This window comes from Pollutimonas nitritireducens, assembly GCF_002849615.1.
Taxonomy (GTDB): Bacteria; Pseudomonadota; Gammaproteobacteria; order Burkholderiales; family Burkholderiaceae_B; genus Pollutimonas; species Pollutimonas nitritireducens.
In genome coordinates, this window is sequence record NZ_PDNV01000001.1 from 299,218 (window position 1) to 323,203 (window position 23,986).

The 23,986-nt window shown below is 56.9% G+C and carries 18 protein-coding genes and 4 tRNA genes; all 22 read left to right on the forward strand.

What is annotated here, in order from left to right; genetic code table 11:
* The first annotated feature begins 12 nt into the window (after positions 1 to 12).
* The 22 genes from CR155_RS01425 to CR155_RS01530 all read left to right on the forward strand — a co-directional run bounded on the left by CR155_RS01425 (position 13) and on the right by CR155_RS01530 (position 23,780).
* Positions 13 to 936 carry a ParB/RepB/Spo0J family partition protein gene (locus CR155_RS01425; protein WP_102068222.1) on the forward strand — a complete coding sequence of 308 codons (924 nt, stop codon included), beginning with the start codon at positions 13 to 15 and terminating at the stop codon, positions 934 to 936.
* A 117-nt stretch (positions 937 to 1,053) separates the two neighbouring features.
* Positions 1,054 to 1,140: transfer RNA gene (locus CR155_RS01430), tRNA-Tyr, on the forward strand.
* A 74-nt stretch (positions 1,141 to 1,214) separates the two neighbouring features.
* Positions 1,215 to 1,288, forward strand: a tRNA-Gly gene (locus CR155_RS01435).
* Between the two features lie 48 nt (positions 1,289 to 1,336).
* Positions 1,337 to 1,411 (forward strand) — tRNA-Thr (locus CR155_RS01440).
* Positions 1,412 to 1,457: 46 nt separating this feature from the next.
* Positions 1,458 to 2,648, forward strand: a complete 1,191-nt coding sequence (gene tuf, locus CR155_RS01445; RefSeq protein WP_102068223.1) for an elongation factor Tu — start codon at positions 1,458 to 1,460, stop codon at positions 2,646 to 2,648.
* A 93-nt stretch (positions 2,649 to 2,741) separates the two neighbouring features.
* A tRNA-Trp gene (locus tag CR155_RS01450) sits at positions 2,742 to 2,817 on the forward strand.
* Positions 2,818 to 2,863: 46 nt separating this feature from the next.
* Positions 2,864 to 3,244 (forward strand): preprotein translocase subunit SecE, encoded by a 381-nt coding sequence (secE, locus tag CR155_RS01455; RefSeq protein WP_102068224.1) that lies wholly within the window; start codon positions 2,864 to 2,866, stop codon positions 3,242 to 3,244.
* Positions 3,245 to 3,253: 9 nt separating this feature from the next.
* On the forward strand, positions 3,254 to 3,787 hold the full coding sequence (nusG, locus tag CR155_RS01460) for a transcription termination/antitermination protein NusG (protein WP_102068225.1): 534 nt from the start codon (positions 3,254 to 3,256) through the stop codon (positions 3,785 to 3,787).
* Between the two features lie 68 nt (positions 3,788 to 3,855).
* Positions 3,856 to 4,287, forward strand: a complete 432-nt coding sequence (gene rplK, locus CR155_RS01465) for a 50S ribosomal protein L11 (RefSeq protein WP_102068226.1) — start codon at positions 3,856 to 3,858, stop codon at positions 4,285 to 4,287.
* Between the two features lie 2 nt (positions 4,288 to 4,289).
* Positions 4,290 to 4,985 carry a 50S ribosomal protein L1 gene (rplA, locus tag CR155_RS01470; protein WP_102068227.1) on the forward strand — a complete coding sequence of 232 codons (696 nt, stop codon included), beginning with the start codon at positions 4,290 to 4,292 and terminating at the stop codon, positions 4,983 to 4,985.
* A 249-nt stretch (positions 4,986 to 5,234) separates the two neighbouring features.
* Positions 5,235 to 5,759 carry a 50S ribosomal protein L10 gene (gene rplJ, locus CR155_RS01475; RefSeq protein WP_102068228.1) on the forward strand — a complete coding sequence of 175 codons (525 nt, stop codon included), beginning with the start codon at positions 5,235 to 5,237 and terminating at the stop codon, positions 5,757 to 5,759.
* Positions 5,760 to 5,834: 75 nt separating this feature from the next.
* Positions 5,835 to 6,212, forward strand: a complete 378-nt coding sequence (rplL, locus tag CR155_RS01480) for a 50S ribosomal protein L7/L12 (protein WP_102068229.1) — start codon at positions 5,835 to 5,837, stop codon at positions 6,210 to 6,212.
* A 161-nt stretch (positions 6,213 to 6,373) separates the two neighbouring features.
* Entirely contained in the window at positions 6,374 to 10,486 is a 4,113-nt protein-coding gene (gene rpoB / locus CR155_RS01485) for a DNA-directed RNA polymerase subunit beta (RefSeq protein WP_102068230.1), read from the forward strand.
* A complete protein-coding gene (rpoC, locus tag CR155_RS01490; protein WP_102068231.1) occupies positions 10,486 to 14,733 on the forward strand; it encodes a DNA-directed RNA polymerase subunit beta' in 4,248 nt (1,415 codons plus the stop codon). Before rpoB ends, rpoC begins: the two co-directional genes overlap by 1 nt.
* A 328-nt stretch (positions 14,734 to 15,061) precedes the next feature.
* Positions 15,062 to 15,823: an SDR family oxidoreductase gene (locus tag CR155_RS01495; protein ID WP_102068232.1), complete on the forward strand. Its 762-nt coding sequence runs from the start codon at positions 15,062 to 15,064 to the stop codon at positions 15,821 to 15,823.
* Between the two features lie 401 nt (positions 15,824 to 16,224).
* Positions 16,225 to 16,602, forward strand: a complete 378-nt coding sequence (gene rpsL, locus CR155_RS01500; protein WP_073110196.1) for a 30S ribosomal protein S12 — start codon at positions 16,225 to 16,227, stop codon at positions 16,600 to 16,602.
* 139 nt (positions 16,603 to 16,741) lie between these two features.
* Positions 16,742 to 17,212, forward strand: a complete 471-nt coding sequence (rpsG, locus tag CR155_RS01505; protein ID WP_102068233.1) for a 30S ribosomal protein S7 — start codon at positions 16,742 to 16,744, stop codon at positions 17,210 to 17,212.
* An 18-nt stretch (positions 17,213 to 17,230) separates the two neighbouring features.
* Entirely contained in the window at positions 17,231 to 19,333 is a 2,103-nt protein-coding gene (gene fusA, locus CR155_RS01510) for an elongation factor G (RefSeq protein WP_102068234.1), read from the forward strand.
* A 75-nt stretch (positions 19,334 to 19,408) separates the two neighbouring features.
* Positions 19,409 to 20,599: an elongation factor Tu gene (gene tuf, locus CR155_RS01515; protein ID WP_102068235.1), complete on the forward strand. Its 1,191-nt coding sequence runs from the start codon at positions 19,409 to 19,411 to the stop codon at positions 20,597 to 20,599.
* A 60-nt stretch (positions 20,600 to 20,659) separates the two neighbouring features.
* On the forward strand, positions 20,660 to 20,971 hold the full coding sequence (gene rpsJ, locus CR155_RS01520; RefSeq protein WP_013743964.1) for a 30S ribosomal protein S10: 312 nt from the start codon (positions 20,660 to 20,662) through the stop codon (positions 20,969 to 20,971).
* Positions 20,972 to 21,048: 77 nt separating this feature from the next.
* Complete coding sequence (locus CR155_RS21445) at positions 21,049 to 22,968, forward strand: glycine betaine ABC transporter substrate-binding protein (RefSeq protein ID WP_102068236.1); 1,920 nt, start codon at positions 21,049 to 21,051, stop codon at positions 22,966 to 22,968.
* Positions 22,968 to 23,780, forward strand: coding sequence for an ATP-binding cassette domain-containing protein (locus CR155_RS01530; RefSeq protein WP_102068237.1), 813 nt, complete (start codon positions 22,968 to 22,970; stop codon positions 23,778 to 23,780). The genes CR155_RS21445 and CR155_RS01530 overlap by 1 nt, the downstream gene beginning before the upstream one ends.
* The last annotated feature ends 206 nt before the right edge of the window (positions 23,781 to 23,986 follow it).

Here is a 23,986-nt window from a genome sequence, read left to right on the forward strand (position 1 = left end):
GAGGAATACACAATGGCAACAAGAAAACCCAAAGGATTGGGCCGGGGTCTGGAAGCCTTGCTGGGCGAAGACGTACCGGTTATGGAGAATTTTGGCAAATCCGAATCCCAGGAAGAACGAGCTCCTTCCGTACTGAAAGTAAAAGTCTTGCGTGCCGGCAAATACCAGCCCCGCACCCGCATGGACGAAGGCGCCCTGAATGAACTGGCCGAATCCATACGCAACCAAGGCATCATGCAGCCGATCCTGGTGCGTCCCCTGGATGGCAGGGACGCCGGCAAGTACGAAATCATTGCCGGAGAACGACGTTTCCGTGCAGCCCAATTGGCCGGTTTGACCGAGGTTCCGGTTCTGGTACGAGAAGTCCCCGATGAAAGTGCCGCGGTCATGGCCCTCATCGAAAATATTCAGCGCGAGGACTTGAATCCCTTGGAGGAGGCACAGGGTGTGCGCCGCCTGCTGGATGAGTTCGGGCTGACCCATGAACAGGCGGCGGCGGCAATAGGGCGGTCGCGCTCGGCCACGAGCAACCTGATGCGTCTCCTTAATCTGACCGGACCGGTCCAGACCATGCTGCTGGCCGGCGACATCGATATGGGCCACGCCCGCGCGCTGCTGGCCACCGACGCAGCCACCCAGATCCTCCTGGCGAACGAGGTGATTGCCAAAGGTCTTTCCGTTCGTGAAACTGAAAAACTGGTGGGCCGCAGCATCCGCGAGGCCGATGAGCAGGGCGCAAAGCCAGTACGCAAATCGGTCGCCCATTCTGGCGACGTGAAGCGGATGGAAGAAGCATTGTCTGATCACTTGGGTACGCGCGTCACGCTCAAAATCGGTGCCAAGAATCGCGGCCAGCTGATGATCGACTTCCATGGCTGGGAGCACCTGAATTCGTTGCTAGAACGTCAGGGTCTGTCGCGGTTTGTCGAAGCCTGAGTGCCCGGGATCCCTATATTTGTATCTTTGGTGACAGCCACGTGGTTTTATAGCTGATTTTCAGCGTAAGCATTTGACACGGCCTAAAAAAGTCTGCATAATTCGCAATTCGCTTTTGGTGGGATGCCCGAGTGGTTAAAGGGGGCAGACTGTAAATCTGTTGACCTTGCGTCTACGTTGGTTCGAATCCAACTCCCACCACCAGAAGCTCCTATTTACTGCAGCCGCTTGCCATGTTGGAGGCGATTGTGGAACGATCAGGTGGATAGAATCCCCTCGCGGGTGTAGCTCAATGGTAGAGCAGAAGCCTTCCAAGCTTATGACGAGGGTTCGATTCCCTTCACCCGCTCCAGCAGGTTTTTGATTTCTGCCAGAAATGGCAGATAGCAACGAAGTAGTTGCCCATGTGGCTCAGTGGTAGAGCACTCCCTTGGTAAGGGAGAGGTCACGCGTTCGATCCGCGTCATGGGCACCAAAAATTTTATTTATTTATAGCTTTATTCCATCGTCAGGAGTCCGCCATGGCAAAAGGTAAGTTCGAACGTACCAAACCACACGTAAACGTCGGCACGATTGGTCACGTTGACCACGGCAAGACGACGCTTACGGCGGCAATCACCACGGTGCTGGCCAAGGCCTTCGGCGGTGAAGCCAAGGGCTACGCGCAAATTGACGCGGCTCCTGAAGAAAAAGCACGCGGCATCACCATCAACACCTCGCACGTGGAGTACGAAACGCAAGCGCGCCACTACGCGCACGTTGACTGCCCGGGCCACGCCGACTACATCAAGAACATGATCACGGGCGCGGCGCAGATGGACGGGGCGATCCTGGTGGTATCGGCCGCTGACGGCCCAATGCCCCAGACGCGCGAGCACATCCTGCTCTCGCGCCAGGTTGGCGTGCCGTACATCATCGTGTTCCTGAACAAGGCCGACATGGTCGACGACGAAGAGTTGCTCGAACTGGTCGAAATGGAAGTGCGCGAACTGTTGTCCAAGTACGACTTTCCTGGCGACGACACGCCCATCATCAAGGGTTCGGCCAAGCTGGCGCTGGAAGGCGACGAAGGCCCGTTGGGCAAGCAAGCCATCATGCAATTGGCCGAGGCGTTGGACACGTACATCCCGACGCCAGAGCGCGCCGTGGACGGTGCATTCCTGATGCCGGTGGAAGACGTGTTCTCGATCTCGGGTCGCGGCACCGTGGTGACCGGTCGTATCGAGCGCGGCATCGTCAAGGTCGGTGAAGAAATCGAAATCGTCGGTATCAAAGACACCGTCAAGACCACGTGCACGGGCGTTGAAATGTTCCGCAAGCTGCTGGACCAGGGTCAGGCGGGCGATAACGTGGGTGTGTTGCTGCGCGGTACCAAGCGCGAAGACGTCGAGCGCGGCCAGGTTCTGGCCAAGCCCGGCTCGATCAAGCCACACACGGACTTCTCGGCCGAAGTGTATATTCTGTCCAAAGACGAAGGCGGCCGTCACACGCCGTTCTTCCAGGGCTACCGTCCACAGTTTTACTTCCGTACGACGGATGTGACCGGTACAATCGAATTGCCAGCGGACAAGGAAATGGTTCTGCCGGGTGACAACGTGTCGATGAAAGTCAGCCTGATGTCGCCCATCGCCATGGAAGAAGGCTTGCGCTTCGCCATCCGCGAAGGCGGCCGCACCGTTGGTGCCGGCGTTGTTGCCACCATCATCAAGTAAGCAGTAAAGTATCGAATGGCGAGCCGGCAATGTGCGGGTTCGCATCAGTTCAGAAGGTGGTGAGCCCAAGCTGGTCACCACCTTTCGGGGTCTAGGGGCATAGCTCAATTGGCAGAGCGTCGGTCTCCAAAACCGAAGGTTGTAGGTTCGATTCCTACTGCCCCTGCCACAGTCAGTTCATCGCAGCCGCGTTCAGCGGCGCCACTCGCCGGAATATGTCGAATAGCAACACAGTAACCGTTACCAGTACCACCGATCGCGTCAAGCTGGGTCTGGCGGTGCTTGTTATCGTAGCCGGCATTGTCGGCTACTCGATGCTCGATGGTCAACCTGTCATAGCGCGCGTAGGCGTATTTCTGGGCAGCCTGGTCGTCGCCGCAATTATTGCCTGGTTCAGCGAACCCGGCCGTCGCACCATCAGTTTTGGTCGCGATTCATACAACGAAGTCAAGCGTGTAGTCTGGCCGACGCGTAAAGAAGCCACTCAAATGACGGGCATCGTATTCGTGTTCGTCATCGTGATGGGTATCTTGTTGTGGATCGTCGACAAAGGTCTTGAGTGGGTCATCTATGGCCTGCTGCTCGGCTGGAAATAAAGGGCACACATGAGCAAACGTTGGTATGTCGTTCACGTTTATTCCGGAATGGAAAAAAGCGTGCACAAGGCACTGGTCGAGCGTATTGAACGCGCCGGACTGGAAACATCCTTTGGGCGCATCCTCGTTCCGTCCGAAGAAGTCCTTGAAGTCAAGGGCGGCAAGAAGTCCATTACAGAACGGCGTATTTTTCCAGGCTACGTGCTGGTCGAGATGGATCTCACCGACGAAACCTGGCATTTGGTAAAGAACACAAATCGGGTCACTGGTTTTCTTGGCGGTTCCGGTAACCGTCCCGCGCCCATTTCCGACCGCGAGGTCGAAAAAATTCTTTCCCAAATGGAAGAAGGTGTCGAGAAGCCCAAGCCTAAAGTCCTCTTTGAAGTTGGCGAGTTGGTCCGCGTCAAGGAAGGTCCGTTCGCTGACTTCAACGGCAATGTCGAAGACGTCAACTACGAGAAAAGCAAAGTGCGCGTATCGGTCACTATCTTTGGCCGCGCGACACCTGTTGAACTGGATTTCGGTCAGGTTGAAAAGACCTGATTTTTTAAACCCCGGGGAGCCGGTCTTGCCATACGCAGACCGGTGTTTGAACCCGCAAGGAGCTAAGCATGGCGAAGAAAATCGTCGGCTTTATCAAGCTGCAAGTACCAGCTGGTAAGGCTAACCCCTCACCCCCGATCGGCCCTGCGCTGGGTCAGCGCGGCCTGAACATCATGGAATTCTGCAAGGCGTTCAACGCCAAGACTCAGGGCCTCGAGCCCGGTCTGCCAATTCCCGTGGTGATCACCGCCTACGCAGACAAGAGCTTCACGTTCATCATGAAGACGCCGCCTGCGACAGTCCTGATCAAAAAGGCTGCCAGCGTGCAAAAGGGTTCGGCTCGTCCCAACCTGGACAAGGTAGGCGTTCTTACGCGTGCCCAGGCCGAAGAAATTGCAAAAGCCAAATCGCCCGATCTGACGGCCGCCGACCTCGATGCTGCCGTACGCACGATCGCTGGTAGCGCCCGCAGCATGGGCATCACGGTTGAAGGGGTATAAACATGGCCAAGTTGAGCAAACGTACAGCGGCAATTGCTGCCAAGATCGACCCCAACAAATTTTATCCGGTTGCTGAAGCCATCGCGCTGATCAAAGAAACGGCCACGGCCAAGTTCAATGAGTCCATCGATGTCGCCGTGCAGCTGGGCATAGATCCCAAGAAATCCGACCAATTGGTGCGTGGTTCGGTCGTATTGCCGGCAGGTACCGGCAAGTCCGTCCGTGTCGCCGTCTTCGCCCAAGGCGAGAAAGCCGAGGCGGCCCGCGCTGCGGGTGCCGATATCGTTGGTCTGGACGACCTTGCTGAAAGCATCAAGGCAGGCCAAATGGACTTTGACGTGGTCATTGCGTCGCCCGACACAATGCGTGTTGTCGGCGCCTTGGGCCAGATCCTCGGTCCTCGCGGCCTGATGCCTAACCCCAAGGTCGGCACCGTGACTCCAGACGTCGTTACCGCCGTCAAGAACGCCAAGGCAGGCCAGGTCCAGTACCGTACCGACAAGGCCGGCATCATTCATGCCACGATAGGCCGCGCTTCCTTCGAAGTGGACCAATTGCAATCCAACCTGCTTGCTCTGGTTGATGCCCTGAACAAGGCGCGTCCTACCGCAGCAAAAGGTGTTTACATGCGCAAGCTCGCTGTCTCGTCCACGATGGGCGGCGGTGCACGCGTAGAAATAGCTTCCCTGTCGGCTTGATTTCGAGTCGCAGGAAATAGAACTTTGGGCCGTGTCTGGGTTCGCCAGACATTGCTGTCAAAGACCGCTGGAGTACCTTGGCATGGCGTTTTGTACGTTAGCTCGGGGCCTTAATTTCAGACTGCTTGCAGAATGAGTCCAGCGCAGACGGCGCCCATGGAAGAATTCTTTTAAGAACTCGACCAGGTGCGCCGCATTCGGTTGACGCAAGGGACCCTCCCGCGCGTCTTTAGATGGAGTGTTCAAACCGTGAGTCTCAATCGTCAAGAGAAAGCGGTAGTCATCGAAGAAGTCACTGCAGAAGTTGCAAAGGCTCAATCGGTCATTATCGCTGAGTACCGTGGTCTGGACGTTGCCTCTGCCACCGTATTGCGCAAGACTGCGCGTGAGTCGGGTGTGTATCTGCGTGTTCTCAAAAACACGCTAGTCCGTCGTGCTGTTGTCGGAACTCCTTTCGAGGAACTTTCGGCCCAGTTGACCGGTCCGCTAATCTACGCGATTAGCAAGGATCCGGTTTCGGCGGCAAAAGTACTAGCCAATTTCGCTAAAACCAACGACAAGCTGGTTATCACAGGCGGGGCATTGCCCAATAACGTCTTGAGCCAGGATGGTGTGAAGGCCTTGGCCACCATGCCGTCGCGCGACGAGTTGATTTCGAAACTGATGGGTACGATGCAAGCCCCTGTCACGCAATTTGTGCGTACGCTCAACGAAGTTCCTACCAAGTTCGTTCGCGGCCTCGCGGCTGTGCGCGATCAGAAGGAAACTGCGTAAGCAGGCCCTTCGGATTTCGTCGAACAGAGCGACAACCAACCCTGGTTTTTATATATATATTTGGAGTTCTCAAAAATGGCATTAAGCAAAGCTGACATCCTTGACGCTATCGGTAGCATGACCGTACTCGACTTGTCCGAGCTGATCAAGGAAATGGAAGAAAAATTTGGCGTGTCGGCTGCTGCCGCCGCTGTGGCTGCTGCACCTGCTGCTGGCGGCGCTGCTGCTGTCGCGGAAGAGCAAACCGAGTTCACGCTCGTATTGAACGAATTCGGCGCCAACAAAGTTAGCGTCATTAAAGCCGTGCGTGAAATCACTGGTCTGGGCTTGAAAGAAGCCAAAGACTTGGTCGACGGCGCACCAAAGCCAGTCAAGGAAGGCATGGCCAAAGCTGATGCTGAAGCTGCCAAGAAGAAGCTTGAAGAAGCTGGCGCCAAGGCTGAACTGAAGTAAAGCTGTTTTTGCTTGCCCGGGAAGCGCCAAGGCCTTCCCGGGCTTTTGCGTTTCCAGAAAACCCTTGATTCCGGTCGGGTTATTGGCCCGAATCGGGTTTTCTGGAGTCGTAAACCAGGGCCGTGGTTGACGGCCCATGTAACCCTCGAGTCGGAGTGCTCATGCCTTATTCGTTCACCGAAAAAAAGCGCATACGCAAGAGCTTCGCCAAGCGTGAAGACGTCCAGGACGTCCCTTACCTTTTGGCGACTCAACTGCAATCATTTAAAACATTTCTGCAGGCGGATACTACACCTTCCAAACGCAAAGATGAGGGCCTGCAAGCGGCCTTTAGTTCAATCTTCCCAATCGTTAGCCACAATCAAATGGCGCGGCTTGAGTTCGTGAGCTATGTGCTTGGCGAACCTGTGTTTGATGTCAAGGAATGCCAGCTGCGCGGGCTGACCTATGCTTCGCCGTTGCGTGCCAAGGTACGCCTGGTTCTGCTGGACCGCGAAGTCAGCAAGCCCACTGTCAAAGAAGTCAAAGAGCAGGAAGTGTACATGGGCGAAATTCCGCTCATGACCAATACTGGTTCTTTCGTGATCAATGGCACGGAACGTGTCATTGTTTCCCAGTTGCACCGTTCGCCTGGTGTCTTTTTCGAGCATGATCGCGGTAAAACGCACAGCTCGGGCAAGCTGCTGTTCTCGGCGCGTGTGATTCCCTACCGCGGCTCGTGGCTGGATTTCGAGTTCGACCCCAAGGACGTCCTGTTCTTCCGTGTCGACCGCCGCCGCAAGATGCCTGTCACCATTTTGCTCAAGGCCATCGGGATGACACCCGAAGCCATTCTGGCGTACTTCTCGGATTTCGACAATTTCGAAATCCACAAGGAAGGCGGCACCTTGGAATTCGTGTCGGAACGCTGGAAGGGCGAAGTCGCCCACTTTGATATCACCGATCGTGATGGCAAGGTTATTGTCGAGAAAGACAAGCGCATCAACGCCAAGCATTTGCGCGACCTGGCTGCCGCCAACGTCGAGCGCGTATCCGTGCCTGAAGACTTCCTGCTTGGCCGTGTGCTGGCCAAGGGTGTGGTCAACCCGGAAACAGGCGAAGTCATCGCCAACGCCAACGACGAGATTTCCGAATCGATGCTTGCCGAGCTACGCGTGGCAAACATCCATGAAATCCAGACGCTGTACATCAACGATCTGGATCGCGGCGGCTATATTTCGCAAACGTTGCGCACCGACGAAACGGCTGACCAAATGGCCGCGCGCGTTGCCATCTATCGCATGATGCGCCCAGGCGAGCCTCCAACCGAGGATGCCGTCGAAGCCTTGTTCCAGCGTTTGTTCTACAGCGAAGACGCCTACGATCTCTCCCGTGTCGGCCGCATGAAGGTCAACAGCCGCCTGGGCCGTGGTGAAGACATCACCGGACCCATGACGCTGACCAACGAAGACATCCTCCAGACCATCATGGTGCTGGTCGAGCTGCGTAACGGTCGCGGCCAGATCGATGACATCGATCACCTGGGCAATCGTCGCGTGCGTTGCGTGGGCGAGCTGGCCGAGAACCAGTTCCGTGCGGGTCTGGTACGTGTCGAGCGTGCAGTGAAAGAACGTCTTGGCCAGGCCGAGACGGAAAATCTGATGCCACACGATCTGATCAATTCCAAGCCGATTTCGGCCGCCATCAAGGAATTCTTCGGTTCCAGCCAGTTGTCGCAGTTTATGGACCAGACCAATCCATTGTCCGAAATCACGCACAAACGTCGTGTTTCGGCACTGGGACCTGGCGGTCTGACACGCGAACGGGCAGGCTTCGAAGTGCGCGACGTGCATCCGACCCACTACGGTCGCGTATGCCCGATCGAAACGCCTGAAGGTCCGAACATCGGCCTGATCAACTCCATGGCGCTGTACGCTCGCTTGAACGAGTATGGCTTCCTGGAAACGCCTTACCGCAAGATCATCGACGGCAAGGTCAGTGAACAGATCGATTACTTGTCAGCCATCGAAGAAAGTCACTACGTGATCGCGCAGGCCAACGCGGAGCTCGACGAAGAAGGGCGTTTTGCCGATGACCTCGTGGCATGCCGCGAAGCGGGTGAGACCATGCTTACCGCTCCGACCAATGTGCACTACATGGACGTTGCTCCATCGCAGATCGTCTCCGTGGCGGCGTCGCTGATTCCATTCCTGGAGCACGATGACGCCAACCGGGCACTGATGGGCGCCAACATGCAGCGCCAGGCTGTTCCATGCTTGCGCCCGGAGAAGCCTCTGGTCGGTACAGGCATCGAGCGCACGGTAGCGGTCGACTCGGGTACAACGGTACAGGCTATCCGTGGCGGTATCGTCGATCACGTCGATGCAGAGCGTGTGGTGATCCGCGTGAACGATGAAGAAGATATCGCCGGGCAGGTCGGCGTCGATATCTACAACCTCATCAAATACACGCGGTCCAACCAGAATACCAACATCAACCAGCGTCCTATCGTCAAGCGTGGCGATCACGTGGCGCGTGGCGACGTGCTGGCTGATGGCGCCTCGACCGATCTTGGCGAACTGGCGCTGGGCCAGAACATGCTGATCGCTTTCATGCCCTGGAACGGCTACAACTTCGAAGATTCCATTCTCATCTCCGAAAAAGTCGTGGCCGACGACCGCTACACATCGATCCACATCGAAGAACTGACAGTGGTTGCGCGCGACACCAAGCTGGGCGCTGAAGAAATCACCCGCGACATCAGCAATCTGGCCGAAACGCAACTGAATCGTCTGGATGATTCGGGCATCGTCCATATCGGTGCCGAAGTGCGCGCCGACGACGTGCTGGTCGGCAAAGTCACGCCCAAGGGCGAGACCCAGCTGACTCCCGAAGAAAAGCTGCTGCGCGCGATTTTTGGCGAGAAGGCCTCCGACGTTAAAGATACGTCGCTGCGCGTGCCTTCGGGCATGGTCGGTACTGTTATCGACGTGCAGGTCTTCACGCGTGAAGGGATCGAACGCGATAAACGCGCTCAGTCCATCATCGACGATGAATTGCGCCGTTATCGCCAAGACCTCAACGATCAGCTACGTATTGTTGAAAACGACACCTTCGATCGTATCGGCAAGTTCCTGATAGACAAAGTCGTCAACGGCGGCCCGCGCAAGCTGGCCAAGGGTACAGCTATAACCAGCGAATACCTTGCCGAGGTCGATCGCTGGCAGTGGTTCGACGTGCGCCTGGCCGATGAGGCCCATGCAATCGTCCTGGAACAGGCCAAGGAATCGGTCGAACAGAAGCGTCACGAGTTTGACCTTGCGTTTGAAGAAAAGCGCAAGAAGCTGACTCAGGGCGACGAGCTGCCTCCTGGCGTGCTCAAGATGATCAAGGTTTACCTTGCCGTCAAGCGCCGCCTGCAACCTGGCGACAAGATGGCCGGCCGTCACGGTAACAAGGGTGTCGTTTCGCGTATCACGCCTATCGAAGACATGCCGCACATGGCCGACGGGACACCCGCCGACATCGTGCTGAATCCCCTGGGCGTTCCTTCGCGGATGAACGTGGGCCAGGTTCTTGAAGTGCATTTGGGCTGGGCCGCCAAGGGCGTGGGCTTCCGCATTGCAGACATGCTCGAAGACGAAAAGAATATCCAGATCAAGGATATTCGCACCTATCTCGAGAAGGTCTACAACAGCACAGGCGCCAAGGCCCGTATCAGTGAGCTGACCGATGATGAAGTCATCGAGATGGCCCACAACCTGAAAAATGGCGTGCCACTGGCGACGCCGGTCTTCGACGGTGCCACCGAAGAAGAAATCACCAAGATGCTGGAACTGGCTTACCCCGACGACATCGCCGAAAGCCTCAAGCTTACGGAAACACGTTCGCAGGCATGGCTGGTGGACGGTCGCACGGGCGAGCAATTCGAACGTCCGGTTACGATCGGCTACATGCACTATCTGAAGCTGCATCACCTGGTTGACGACAAGATGCATGCGCGTTCTACTGGTCCATACTCGCTGGTTACCCAGCAGCCATTGGGTGGTAAAGCCCAGTTCGGTGGTCAACGTTTCGGTGAGATGGAAGTGTGGGCGCTCGAGGCTTACGGTGCTGCATACACCCTGCAGGAAATGCTTACCGTCAAGTCTGACGATATTGCAGGCCGGACCAAGGTGTACGAAAACATCGTGAAGGGCGACCACGTCATTGACGCCGGTATGCCAGAGTCGTTCAACGTTCTGGTCAAAGAAATTAGATCCCTGTCCCTGGACATGGATTTGGAGCGTAAATAATGAAAGCGCTACTCGATCTATTCAAACAAGTCTCGCAGGACGAGCAATTCGACGCCATCAAGATCGGCATCGCATCGCCCGAGAAAGTGCGGTCGTGGTCCTTCGGGGAAGTTCGCAAGCCCGAAACGATCAACTACCGTACGTTCAAGCCCGAGCGCGATGGCCTGTTCTGCGCCAAGATATTCGGTCCTATCAAAGACTACGAATGCCTTTGCGGCAAGTACAAGCGCCTCAAGCACCGCGGTGTCATCTGCGAAAAATGTGGTGTGGAAGTCACGGTAGCCAAGGTGCGCCGCGAGCGCATGGGCCATATCGAGCTTGCCAGCCCCGTGGCGCATATCTGGTTCCTCAAGAGCCTGCCTTCGCGCCTCGGCATGGTCCTGGATATGACTCTGCGCGACATCGAACGCGTACTGTACTTTGAAGCATGGTGCGTCATCGAACCTGGCATGACCCCGCTCAAGCGTGGTCAGATCATGTCCGACGACGACTTCCTGGCCAAGACCGAAGAATACGGCGACGACTTCCATGCCCTGATGGGCGCGGAAGCGGTGCGCGAATTGTTGCGCACCATCGATATCGATCGCGATGTCGAAATCCTGCGCGCCGAACTCAAGGCCACATCGTCCGACGCCAAGATCAAGAAGATCTCCAAACGTCTGAAAGTGCTGGAAGGCTTCCAGAAATCGGGCATCAAGCCCGAGTGGATGGTCATGGAAGTGCTGCCTGTGCTGCCGCCAGACCTGCGTCCTCTGGTGCCGCTGGATGGCGGTCGTTTCGCGACCTCCGACCTGAACGACCTTTACCGCCGGGTCATCAACCGCAACAACCGCCTCAAACGCCTGCTTGAACTGAAGGCGCCGGACATCATCCTGCGTAACGAAAAGCGCATGCTGCAGGAATCGGTCGACTCCTTGCTGGATAACGGTCGCCGCGGCAAGGCCATGACGGGCGCCAACAAGCGCCAGCTTAAATCGCTGGCCGACATGATCAAAGGCAAGAGCGGTCGTTTCCGCCAGAACTTGCTGGGCAAGCGCGTCGATTACTCCGGTCGTTCGGTCATTGTGGTGGGTCCGCAGCTCAAGCTGCACCAGTGCGGTCTGCCCAAGCTGATGGCGCTCGAACTGTTCAAGCCTTTCATCTTCAATCGTCTTGAAATGATGGGTCTGGCCACGACAATTAAGGCCGCCAAGAAGCTGGTCGAAACGCAAGAGCCCGTGGTCTGGGATATTCTCGAAGAGGTCATCCGCGAACATCCCGTCATGCTCAACCGTGCGCCTACACTGCACCGCCTGGGTATACAGGCGTTCGAACCGGTGCTGATCGAAGGCAAGGCCATCCAGCTGCATCCGCTGGTCTGCGCCGCGTTCAACGCCGACTTCGACGGCGACCAGATGGCCGTGCACGTACCGCTGTCGCTGGAAGCCCAGCTCGAAGCCCGTACACTGATGCTGGCATCGAACAACATTCTGTTCCCGGCCAATGGCGAACCGTCCATCGTGCCATCGCAGGATATCGTGCTGGGGCTTTACTACACGACGCGCGAACGTACCAACGGTAAGGGCGAAGGCTTGTTCTTCACCGACGTCGCTGAAGTCCAGCGCGCCTACGATAACCGTGAAGTCGAGCTGCAAAGCCGGGTCACCGTTCGCCTGAACGAGTACGAGAAGGACGAGCAGGGCGCATGGCAACCTGTATTGCGCCGTTTCGAAACGACAGTGGGCCGCGCCTTGCTGTCCGAGATCCTGCCGCACGGCCTGCCATTCTCGGTGCTGAACCGTCCGCTCAAGAAGAAAGAGATTTCCCGTCTTATCAATCAATCGTTCCGTCGCTGCGGTTTGCGCGCAACGGTGATTTTTGCCGATAAGTTGATGCAGTCGGGTTTCCGCCTGGCCACGCGCGGCGGCATCTCCATTGCCATGAGCGATATGCTGATACCTTCGGTCAAGGAAGAAATCCTTGCCCAGGCCAGCAAAGAGGTCAAGGAAATCGACAAACAGTATTCGTCGGGTCTGGTCACTTCGCAAGAGCGTTACAACAACGTGGTCGATATCTGGGGCAAGGCCGGCGACAAGGTCGGCAAGGCCATGATGGAGCAGTTATCCACCGAACCCGTAACCAATCGGCACGGCGAAGAAGTGCGTCAGGAGTCATTCAATTCCATCTACATGATGGCCGACTCCGGTGCGCGGGGTTCTGCTGCACAGATACGCCAGCTGGCTGGTATGCGTGGCCTGATGGCCAAGCCTGACGGTTCGATTATCGAAACGCCGATCACCGCCAACTTCCGTGAAGGGCTTAACGTACTCCAGTACTTTATTTCCACTCACGGTGCTCGCAAAGGTTTGGCCGATACCGCCCTTAAAACAGCGAACTCCGGCTATCTGACGCGGCGTCTGGTTGACGTGACCCAGGATCTGGTGATCCGGACATACGATTGCGGTACTACGCGCGGCTATATGATGAAGGCCCTCGTCGAAGGTGGTGAAGTCATAGAACCGTTGCGCGACCGTATTCTGGGTCGTGTGGTCGCCGCCGATATCGTCAATCCTGAGAACCAGGAAACCGCGCTGGCTGCCGGCACGCTGCTCGACGAAGACCTCGTCGAATATATCGACAGCATTGGTGTCGACGAAGTCAAGGTGCGTACGCCCCTTACTTGCGAAACCCGCCATGGGCTATGCGCGCATTGCTATGGGCGTGATCTGGGCCGCGGCAGCATGATCAACCAAGGTGAGGCTATCGGTGTTATTGCCGCCCAGTCCATCGGGGAGCCGGGCACGCAGCTTACGATGCGTACCTTCCACATTGGTGGTGCGGCATCGCGGAATGCCATGGCCAGCTCTGTGGAGACTAAGTCCGCCGGTACCATAGGCTTTGCCATCGGCCTGCGCTACGTCACCAATACCAAGGGGGACCGCATTGCCATTTCCCGTTCGGGCGAGATTGTCATTTTTGACGATAGCCGCCGCGAACGCGAACGTCACAAGATCCCTTATGGCGCGACCATCACCGTCGGTGACGGCGATGTCGTCAAGGCCGGTCAACGCCTTGCCAACTGGGATCCTTTGACCCGTCCTATCGTGTCGGAATATGCGGGGCAGGTGCGGTTCGAGAATATCGATGAAGGCGTCACGGTCGCCAGGCAGCTGGACGAAGTCACGGGTTTGTCGACACTCGTGGTCATTACGCCCAAGACGCGTGGCGGCAAGATCATGATGCGTCCGCAGATCAAGCTCCTGAATGATGCTGGCGAAGAAGTGAAAATTGCTGGCACCGATCATTCGGTGAATATCACTTTCCCGGTCGGCGCACTGATCACCGTGCGCGATGGCATGCAGGTTTCCATTGGTGAAGTGCTGGCGCGTATTCCGCAAGAATCGCAAAAGACGCGTGATATTACCGGTGGTCTGCCACGCGTGGCCGAGCTGTTCGAAGCGCGTTCCCCGAAAGATGCCGGCATGCTTGCCGACGTTACGGGTACGGTTTCCTTCGGCAAAGACACCAAGGGCAAGCAGCGCCTGGTCATCACCGACCTGGATGGCGTCAGCCATGAGTTCCTGATTCCCAAGGAAAAACAGGTGCTTGTGCATGACGGCCAAGTCGTGAACAAGGGCGAAATGATCGTCGACGGTCCGGCCGATCCGCACGATATACTGCGTTTGCAAGGTATTGAACGGCTCGCCAGCTACGTGGTGAACGAAGTCCAGGACGTGTACCGGTTGCAAGGCGTGAAGATCAACGACAAGCACATCGAAGTGATTGTTCGTCAGATGCTGCGTCGCGTGAACATTACCAACGCCGGTGACACCAGTTTCATTACGGGTGAGCAGGTGGAGCGTTCCGAACTGCTGAATGAAAACGATCGCATGGAAGCCGAAGGCAAGATTCCAGCCACGTACGACAACGTGTTGCTGGGTATCACCAAGGCATCCCTGTCGACCGATTCGTTCATCTCGGCGGCCTCGTTCCAGGAAACCACGCGGGTCCTGACCGAAGCGGCAATCATGGGCAAGCGCGACGATTTGCGTGGCCTGAAAGAAAACGTGATTGTCGGTCGCCTGATCCCTGCAGGTACCGGTATGGCGTATCACATGGCGCGCAAAGACAAAGAGGCCCACGAGGCGGCCGAACGTCAAGCGGCTCGTGCGATGGCCAATCCGTTTGAAGACACGCCTCCTGCCGAAGCTGTGGAAACACATGGCGACACTGCTTCTGACCAAGGAACAGGGCCCGCCGAAGAGTAGGTCCGCAGTCTGCAGCAAGTGAAAAAGCCGGGTGGCAACGCCCGGCTTTTTCTTTAGGTGCGCCCAGCATGGGCGCACTCCCGCGGGTGCAAGTTCCGCGAATCCCTACCGGGCGTGCTTATGTTGCTTCAGGGTCCCGAATTTTTCGTCATACACGTCGCGGGCCCAGTCGATGAATCCGCGCACCCTGGGCGAGAGCTGACGATGGAATGGGTAGAGCGCACAGATCAGCCGTTACGCCGCTCTCAACGGCGGCTAACAGCTTTCCGGGGCAACGTGCCATCCCGCGCGGGCGCTGGCTGCCACTCATACCGTCAAGGAAATCGTCATGAGTACCAGAAAGCTTTCTTTCGCAACATCGACCGTCCAGACGGCCATTGTTACCGGCGCCTCCCGAGGCATAGGCCGTGCCATCGCCCAGCGACTGGCCGCCGACGGCTTCAGGGTCGCGGTCAATTACGCGAGCAACGCGGCCAAGGCCCGGGAAGTCGTTTCGGCTATCCAGGCTGCCGGCGGGCAAGCAATTGCCGTGCAAGCGGATGTGTCCCAAGCCGAAGACGTGCGACGACTTTTTGCCACGGTGCTGGACTCATTCGGAGCCATAGGCGTCGTCGTGCACAGCGCGGGCGTGATGCCGCTGGCTCCAATCGCGCCTGACAGCATCGACATCTTCGATCGTGTGATCCAGACAAACCTTCGCGGTGCCTTCCTGGTGTTGGGCCACGCCGCTCAGCACCTGCAAGCCGGCGGGCGCATTGTCGCGCTGTCGACCAGCGTGATCGCCAAGTCCTTCCCGCAGTACGGCCCTTACATTGCAGCCAAGGCTGGCGTTGAAGGTTTAGTGCGTGTGCTGGCCAATGAGCTGTATGGCCGGCAGATCACGGTCAATGCGGTAGCGCCAGGCCCGGTCGCCACCGAACTGTTCCTCGAAGGCAAGACTGACGAGCAGATTGGCCAGCTCAGCAAAGCCGTGCCTCTGGAACGCTTGGGGCAACCCGAAGATATCGCGCGGGTGGTGTCGTTCCTGGTCGGTGCCGATGGCGGCTGGGTCAATTCTCAGATCGTACGTGCGAACGGCGGGTTCGCCTGAGCGTACGTCCGCGCGGAACTCATTTTGTACGCAGTGCTGCGTTTCGCCTTCGGCGTGGTCATGTTTTCCCACACTCAATTAAAAGCATATGTCCGCGTATTGTTGACCTTTGCGACTTTGCTATGCTACGATGGCGAGCTTGCCAAAGGGATTATTTGCCAAAATACCCTGGCAAGGGTAACAAAGGCCGGCTAGCAATAGTCGGCTAGCAATAGCAAGAATTGCCGCAAGACCCGCTCTTTTACGTTTTTCGTGTCAGGCGGTTTTTGCGCAAACCGCCTGAGGCTCCTATTAGTGTTCGGCATCACGCCTAACCTATCGCAGCAGGCGTCTCATTCAAATTATGCAAATTGGCTACGCAAGTAGCCAATGCATAACAAGTCACAGGATGCGTAAAGGTCATGCCAACCATTAGCCAACTCGTGCGCAAGCCGCGCGAAGTCTCCCGCGAGAACAGCAAGAGCCCAGCGCTCGAAAACTGCCCTCAGCGTCGTGGTGTTTGCACTCGCGTGTACACCACAACCCCTAAAAAACCTAACTCGGCTTTGCGTAAAGTCGCCAAGGTACGTCTTACCAACGGTTTCGAAGTCATTTCGTACATCGGCGGTGAAGGCCACAACCTGCAGGAACACTCGGTCGTTCTCGTGCGCGGTGGTCGTGTCAAAGACTTGCCTGGTGTTCGTTATCACATCGTTCGCGGTTCGCTTGACTTGCAAGGTGTCAAAGACCGCAAGCAATCGCGTTCCAAGTACGGTGCAAAACGCCCGAAAAAAGCCTAAGTTTTTCCATAGTCCAGCTCGTCTGGTCGTATCAGTGCAGCCATGGGCACGAGCCCATAGCATGTAAGTGACCCTTTCCAATAAAGTGGTCGTGGCCGTGTAAAGCACGGTTCAACTGAACTGTCACAAGGAAGTTAAAATGCCTCGTCGTCGCGAAGTCCCCAAACGTGAGATTCTCCCCGATCCAAAATTCGGCAGCGTAGAGCTCGCCAAATTCATGAACGTTGTTATGTTGGCTGGTAAAAAAGCAGTAGCCGAGCGTATCGTCTACGGTGCTTTTGAACAGATTCAGGCTAAAACTGGCAAAGAGCCCATCGAGGTTTTCAATCTCGCCATCAACAACATCAAGCCCCTCGTTGAAGTGAAGAGCCGCCGAGTAGGTGGTGCAAACTATCAAGTTCCGGTTGAAGTGCGCCCTGTGCGCCGCCTGGCACTTGCCATGCGCTGGTTGCGTGAAGCAGCCAAGAAGCGTGGCGAAAAGTCGATGGATTTGCGCCTGGCCGGCGAATTGCTTGACGCCTCCGAGGGTCGCGGTGGAGCAATGAAGAAGCGTGAAGACACGCACAAGATGGCAGAGGCCAACAAGGCATTCAGCCATTTCCGTTGGTAATCTAAGGACATTTTAATTATGGCCCGCAAAACCCCCATTTCGCGCTATCGCAATATCGGTATTTCCGCGCACATCGACGCAGGGAAGACGACGACCACTGAGCGCATTCTGTTCTATACCGGCGTTAGCCATAAAATCGGTGAAGTCCATGATGGCGCAGCCACCATGGACTGGATGGAGCAAGAGCAAGAGCGCGGCATTACCATTACTTCGGCTGCCACGACGGCATTCTGGAGCGGTATGGCTGGCGACTACCCCGAGCACCGCATCAACATCATCGACACCCCCGGACACGTCGACTTCACTATCGAAGTCGAACGCTCCATGCGCGTGCTCGATGGCGCCTGCATGGTGTATTGCGCCGTGGGTGGCGTTCAACCCCAGTCCGAAACAGTATGGCGCCAAGCCAACAAGTACGGCGTGCCGCGTTTGGCGTTCATCAACAAGATGGATCGTACCGGTGCCAACTTTTTCAAGGTCTACGACCAGCTTAAACTGCGTCTGAAAGCCAGCCCTGTGCCTATCGTTATTCCTATCGGCGCCGAAGACACCTTCACGGGTGTGGTCGACCTCGTCAAGATGAAAGGCATCATCTGGGATGACGCCAGCCAAGGCATGAAGTTCGAGTACGTGGACATTCCTGCCGACCTGGTCGATTCGGCCAATGAATGGCACGAAAAGTTGGTCGAGTCGGCCGCTGAATCGTCCGAAGAGCTCATGAACAAATACCTGGAAACAGGTTCGCTGACTGAAGCCGAAATCAACCTCGGGATTCGCACGCGCACGATCGCTGGCGAGATCCAGCCTATGTTGTGCGGCACGGCATTCAAGAACAAAGGCGTTCAGCGCATGCTCGACGCTGTCATCGACTACCTTCCCGCACCGACGGATATTCCGCCCGTTGAAGGTACCGATGATGAAGGCAATGTTGTTCATCTACCCGCCGACGACAGTGCCAAGTTCTCGGCATTGGCGTTCAAGCTGATGAGCGATCCGTTCGTGGGTCAGCTGACCTTCGTGCGCGTGTATTCGGGCGTCCTCAGATCCGGCGAAACGGTCTATAACCCCATCAAGGGCAAGAAAGAGCGCATCGGCCGTATCTTGCAGATGCACGCAAACAACCGCGCCGAAATCAAGGAAGTTCTGGCGGGCGACATCGCCGCTGTCGTGGGCCTGAAAGACGTCACCACGGGCGAAACCCTTTGCGATCTTGACGAACACATCTTGCTTGAACGCATGGAGTTCCCGGAACCCGTTATTTCGCAAGCAGTCGAACCCAAGACCAAAGCCGACCAGGAAAAAATGGGCATTGCGTTGTCGCGTCTTGCTCAGGAAGATCCTTCTTTCCGGGTACGCAGCGACGAAGAGTCCGGCCAGACCATTATTTCGGGTATGGGCGAGCTTCACCTGGAAGTGCTGGTTGACCGCATGCGTCGTGAATTCGGTGTGGAAGCCAACGTGGGCAAACCCCAAGTGGCCTACCGCGAAACCATACGGAAGACGTGCGAAGAAATCGAAGGCAAGTTCGTCAAGCAGTCGGGTGGTCGCGGCCAGTACGGCCACGTTGTCCTCAAGCTCGAGCCCCTGCCTCCAGGTGGTGGTTACGAGTTCGTCGATGCCATCAAGGGAGGTGTGGTTCCTCGCGAATACATCCCCGCGGTCGACAAGGGTATCCAGGAAACCTTGCCAGCCGGCGTGGTTGCGGGCTACCCGGTTGTGGACGTCAAGGTTACGCTGTTCTTCGGTTCGTACCACGACGTTGACTCGAACGAAAATGCCTTCCGCATGGCCGCCTCGATGGCGTTCAAAGATGGCATGCGCAAGGCCAGCCCAGTGCTGCTCGAGCCCATGATGGCTGTCGAAGTCGAAACACCTGAAGACTACGCGGGTAACGTGATGGGCGATCTGTCCTCGCGTCGCGGTATGGTTCAAGGCATGGACGACATGGTCGGCGGCGGCAAGGTCATCAAGGCAGAAGTGCCCCTGGCCGAGATGTTCGGTTACTCGACCACGTTGCGTTCGCAAACGCAGGGTCGGGCAACTTACACCATGGAGTTCAAGCACTACGCCGAAGCTCCGAAGAACGTTGCTGACGAAGTGATTACCGCTCGCGGTAAGTAATATACAGGTCCTGCCCATCTTGTATGGTGGGCAGGGAAGATTTTTGTTTCCTTGAAAACATTGATGGATTAAATCATGGCAAAAGGTAAGTTCGAACGTACCAAACCACACGTAAACGTCGGCACGATTGGTCACGTTGACCACGGCAAGACGACGCTTACGGCGGCAATCACCACGGTGCTGGCCAAGGCCTTCGGCGGTGAAGCCAAGGGCTACGCGCAAATTGACGCGGCTCCTGAAGAAAAAGCACGCGGCATCACCATCAACACCTCGCACGTCGAGTACGAAACGCAAGCGCGCCACTACGCGCACGTTGACTGCCCGGGCCACGCCGACTACATCAAGAACATGATCACGGGCGCGGCGCAGATGGACGGGGCGATCCTGGTGGTATCGGCCGCTGACGGCCCAATGCCCCAGACGCGCGAGCACATCCTGCTCTCGCGCCAGGTTGGCGTGCCGTACATCATCGTGTTCCTGAACAAGGCCGACATGGTCGACGACGAAGAGTTGCTCGAACTGGTCGAAATGGAAGTGCGCGAATTGTTGTCCAAGTACGACTTTCCTGGCGACGACACGCCCATCATCAAGGGTTCGGCCAAGCTGGCGCTGGAAGGCGACGAAGGCCCGTTGGGCAAGCAAGCCATCATGCAATTGGCCGACGCGTTGGACACGTACATCCCGACGCCAGAGCGCGCCGTGGACGGTGCATTCCTGATGCCGGTGGAAGACGTGTTCTCGATCTCGGGTCGCGGCACCGTGGTGACCGGTCGTATCGAGCGCGGTATCGTCAAGGTCGGTGAAGAAATCGAAATCGTCGGTATCAAAGACACCGTCAAGACCACTTGCACGGGCGTTGAAATGTTCCGCAAGCTGCTGGACCAGGGTCAGGCGGGCGATAACGTGGGTGTGTTGCTGCGCGGTACCAAGCGCGAAGACGTCGAGCGCGGCCAGGTTCTGGCCAAGCCCGGCTCGATCAAGCCGCACACGGACTTCTCGGCCGAAGTGTATATTCTGTCCAAAGACGAAGGCGGCCGTCACACGCCGTTCTTCCAGGGCTACCGTCCACAGTTTTATTTCCGTACGACGGACGTGACCGGTACAATCGAATTGCCAGCGGACAAGGAAATGGTTCTGCCGGGTGATAACGTGTCGATGAAAGTCAGCCTGATGTCGCCTATCGCCATGGAAGAAGGCTTGCGCTTCGCCATCCGCGAAGGCGGCCGTACCGTTGGTGCGGGCGTTGTTGCCACCATCATCAAGTAATATTGCTAGCGTGGGCAGGAGCGGTATTGCTCCTGCCTTATTCGTTCTTTAGGAATTCCCATGAAAAACCAGAAAATCCGCATCCGTTTAAAAGCGTTTGACTACAAGCTTATCGACCAATCGGCCGCCGAAATCGTTGAGACAGCCAAGCGCACGGGCGCGGTAGTGCGTGGCCCAGTGCCTCTGCCTACACGTATTCGTCGCTATGACGTATTGCGTTCGCCTCACGTCAACAAGACGTCGCGCGACCAATTCGAAATGCGTACGCATCAGCGTCTTATGGACATCGTGGATCCAACCGATAAAACTGTTGACGCCTTGATGCGCCTGGACCTGCCCGCAGGTGTAGACGTCGAAATCGCTTTGCAGTAATCTGTACGCTGCGCCTATGGCGCTGTATGTAAAAAACGCCATGCTTGCTGCATGGTGTTTTTTTTTGGGGCTTACTCATGAAGCAACTGCTCTTCTTCCTTGGCTGCGCGTTGATGCTCTTGGCGGGCTTAGTACCGCGGCATGCCGCGGCGGCAAGTTGCAATGAGGGCCAGTTGATCAAAATGGCCGACCAGACCTGGGAGAGTGCAAACTTCACCACCCACGTCATCCGCAAGCTGCTATCGGATGGATACCAATGCCAGACCGAGATTGTGCCCGGTACGCCCGCGGCCACCGAGAGTGCGCTGGTGCAGAACGACCTTCAGATCATCGCTGAACAGTGGTCCGGACGGTCTCCGATTATCCAGGACGCGATCGAAGCCGGCACTGTGAGGGTGGTGGGCGATACCCTTGCGGGTGGGGCGGTCCAGGGCTGGTATGTCCCCGACTACCTGGTGCATGGCGACGCCGAGCGCGGCATTGATCCACTGGCACCGGATCTGAAAACCTGGGAAGACTTGCCCGAATACAAATCCTTGTTCACGGATCCCGAGATTCCGGAAAAAGGACGTTTTCTTAACTGCCCCACTGGATGGGTATGTGAGAAAACAAATAGCCGCCTGCTTAGCTTGCACGGTCTCGAGGACCACTACACGAATTTTCGAGCGGGTACGGGTGCTGCACTTGATGCTGCGATCAGTTCGGCTTACGACCAGGGCCGGCCAGTTCTGTTTTATTACTGGCAGCCCGCCGGGTTGATGGCGAAGTACAAATTTCACAAAATACAGTTGGGACCTTTCAACAAAACCTGCTGGGACGGCATCGTTAGCGGGGAGGGCGATCTGTGCCCGTCGGATTTCCTGATGGCAAGACTGGCCGTGGCCGTATCGGAACCTTTCGCCCAGAATAATCCCGACCTGGTCACACTGTTTGAACGCCTGCAATTCCAGCCGGACCTGCTGAATGGCATGATATTGCTCATGACCGAGGAGAGACTGTCTGGCGACGAGGCGGCTGATCGATTCCTTAGACAGCATCCGGAGGTATGGCGCAGGTGGGTACCCGATCCGGTTGCGCAACGCATGACCGCCGCCTTGGAGATGAATACCACTTCCTCCGACGGCTACGTCATGTTCCCGGAATGGTCCGCCGCGGACTACGTGAATCGGCACCTCATGGCGGTGGTGAAGTCGTATGGAGAAAGCTTTAGACACCTAAGCGATTTCATGCTGACGGCAGTGTTGTTGCCCGTGGAGCGAGGTTTGCAGATGTTGCCGCCCTGGGTCTTTCTGGCATTGGTCGCCGCCATGTCCTGGCATGCCACGCGCAAGCCCGTCGCCACGGTCCTATATGTGGCATGTCTGTACCTGATTGGAGCGGTGGGGCTTTGGGATAAGCTGATCCAGACTTTCTCGCTGGTTCTGGTCTCCACGATCATCTCCATCCTGCTTGGCGTGCCGATCGGCATACTTGCCGCGCGCAGCCGCCTGCTGCGCCGCGCGCTTACGCCTGTGCTGGATGTCATGCAGACACTTCCCAGTTTCGTCTACCTCATACCTGTGCTGATGTTGTTTGGGCTAGGGAAGGTTCCGGCACTTTTTGCCACCATCGTCTATGCTGCGCCGCCGCTCATACGCCTGACCATACTGGGCTTGCGACAAGTGGATCCGACCGTCATGGAAGCTGCGCAGGCCTTTGGTGTGACGCGCTGGCAGATGCTGACCAGGGTAACCTTGCCGTTGGCACGGCCCAGCATCATGGCGGGGATCAACCAGGCCACCATGATGGCGTTGGCAATGGTCGTGGTGGCTTCCATGATCGGCGCCCGAGGGCTTGGTGAAGACGTGCTGGCTGGCATCCAGACGCTGGATGTGGGACGCGGGCTGCAGGCTGGCGTGGCCATCGTCATTCTGGCCATCGTCATCGACAGAATCACCCAAGCGTACGGCCAGCCGCGACGCCGCAGGCGACGTTTGCAAGGCAAGGAGAAGGCCTGATGCCGGACATCAAAATACAGATACGCGATGTCTACAAAGTATTCGGCGAGAAGCCGGACGTTGCGATGGAACTGCTTCGCCAGGGCGCCGATAAGGCAACTGTCCAGGCGCGGACCCATTGCAATGTGGGGCTGGCCGGGGTCAGCATCGATATACCGACCGGCCAGATATCCTGCATCATGGGCTTATCCGGCTCAGGAAAATCAACGCTGGTACGCCATCTGAATCGGCTTATCGATCCGACCGCCGGCGAAATACTGGTGGACGGCCTCGATATTCTGAAGTTCAGCATGCCCGAACTGCGCCGGATGCGGCGCTACAGTATCAGCATGGTGTTCCAGGGGTTCGGATTGTTGCCGCATATCAACGTCATCGATAACGTGGCGTTCGGCCTGTCCGTGCGCGGCGAAAAAAAAATCGCGGCCAGGGAAACGGCGTTGAAGTGGCTGGACCGGGTAGGCCTGTCGGAATATGCCGCCAGCTATCCTGACGAATTGTCGGGAGGCATGCGTCAGCGGGTGGGGCTGGCGCGGGCGCTGGCCATCGATGCCGAGGTGCTACTCATGGATGAGGCTTTCTCCGCGCTGGATCCCCTGATCCGCTATGAAATGCAGGACCAGCTGTTGGCATTACAACAGCGCCTCAGGAAAACCGTCGTGTTCGTTACCCACGATATCGATGAAGCAATACGGCTGGGGCAGCACATTGTCATCCTGCGCGATGGCAAGGTAGAGCAGGTGGGCACGGCGGACGAGATCAAGAATCATCCTATAAACGAATACGTGGAACGATTCGTGGTCCGGCGTGTGTAGCGGCCAACACATTCGCGGCCTTTTAGGCGCTGCTACTTATTCGTCACTTGCTTACAGTACAGCCAGCATGTTAAAGTACTAAGCTTGACCAAAAAAGTTGGTCAGTTTTTGATAAGCGTGGTATCCACCTGAATCTGGATGGGGTCCATGCTTATAAAAAGAAATCGTGTATGTGTAGGTTTCACATACGGTAATTAGCCCCGACC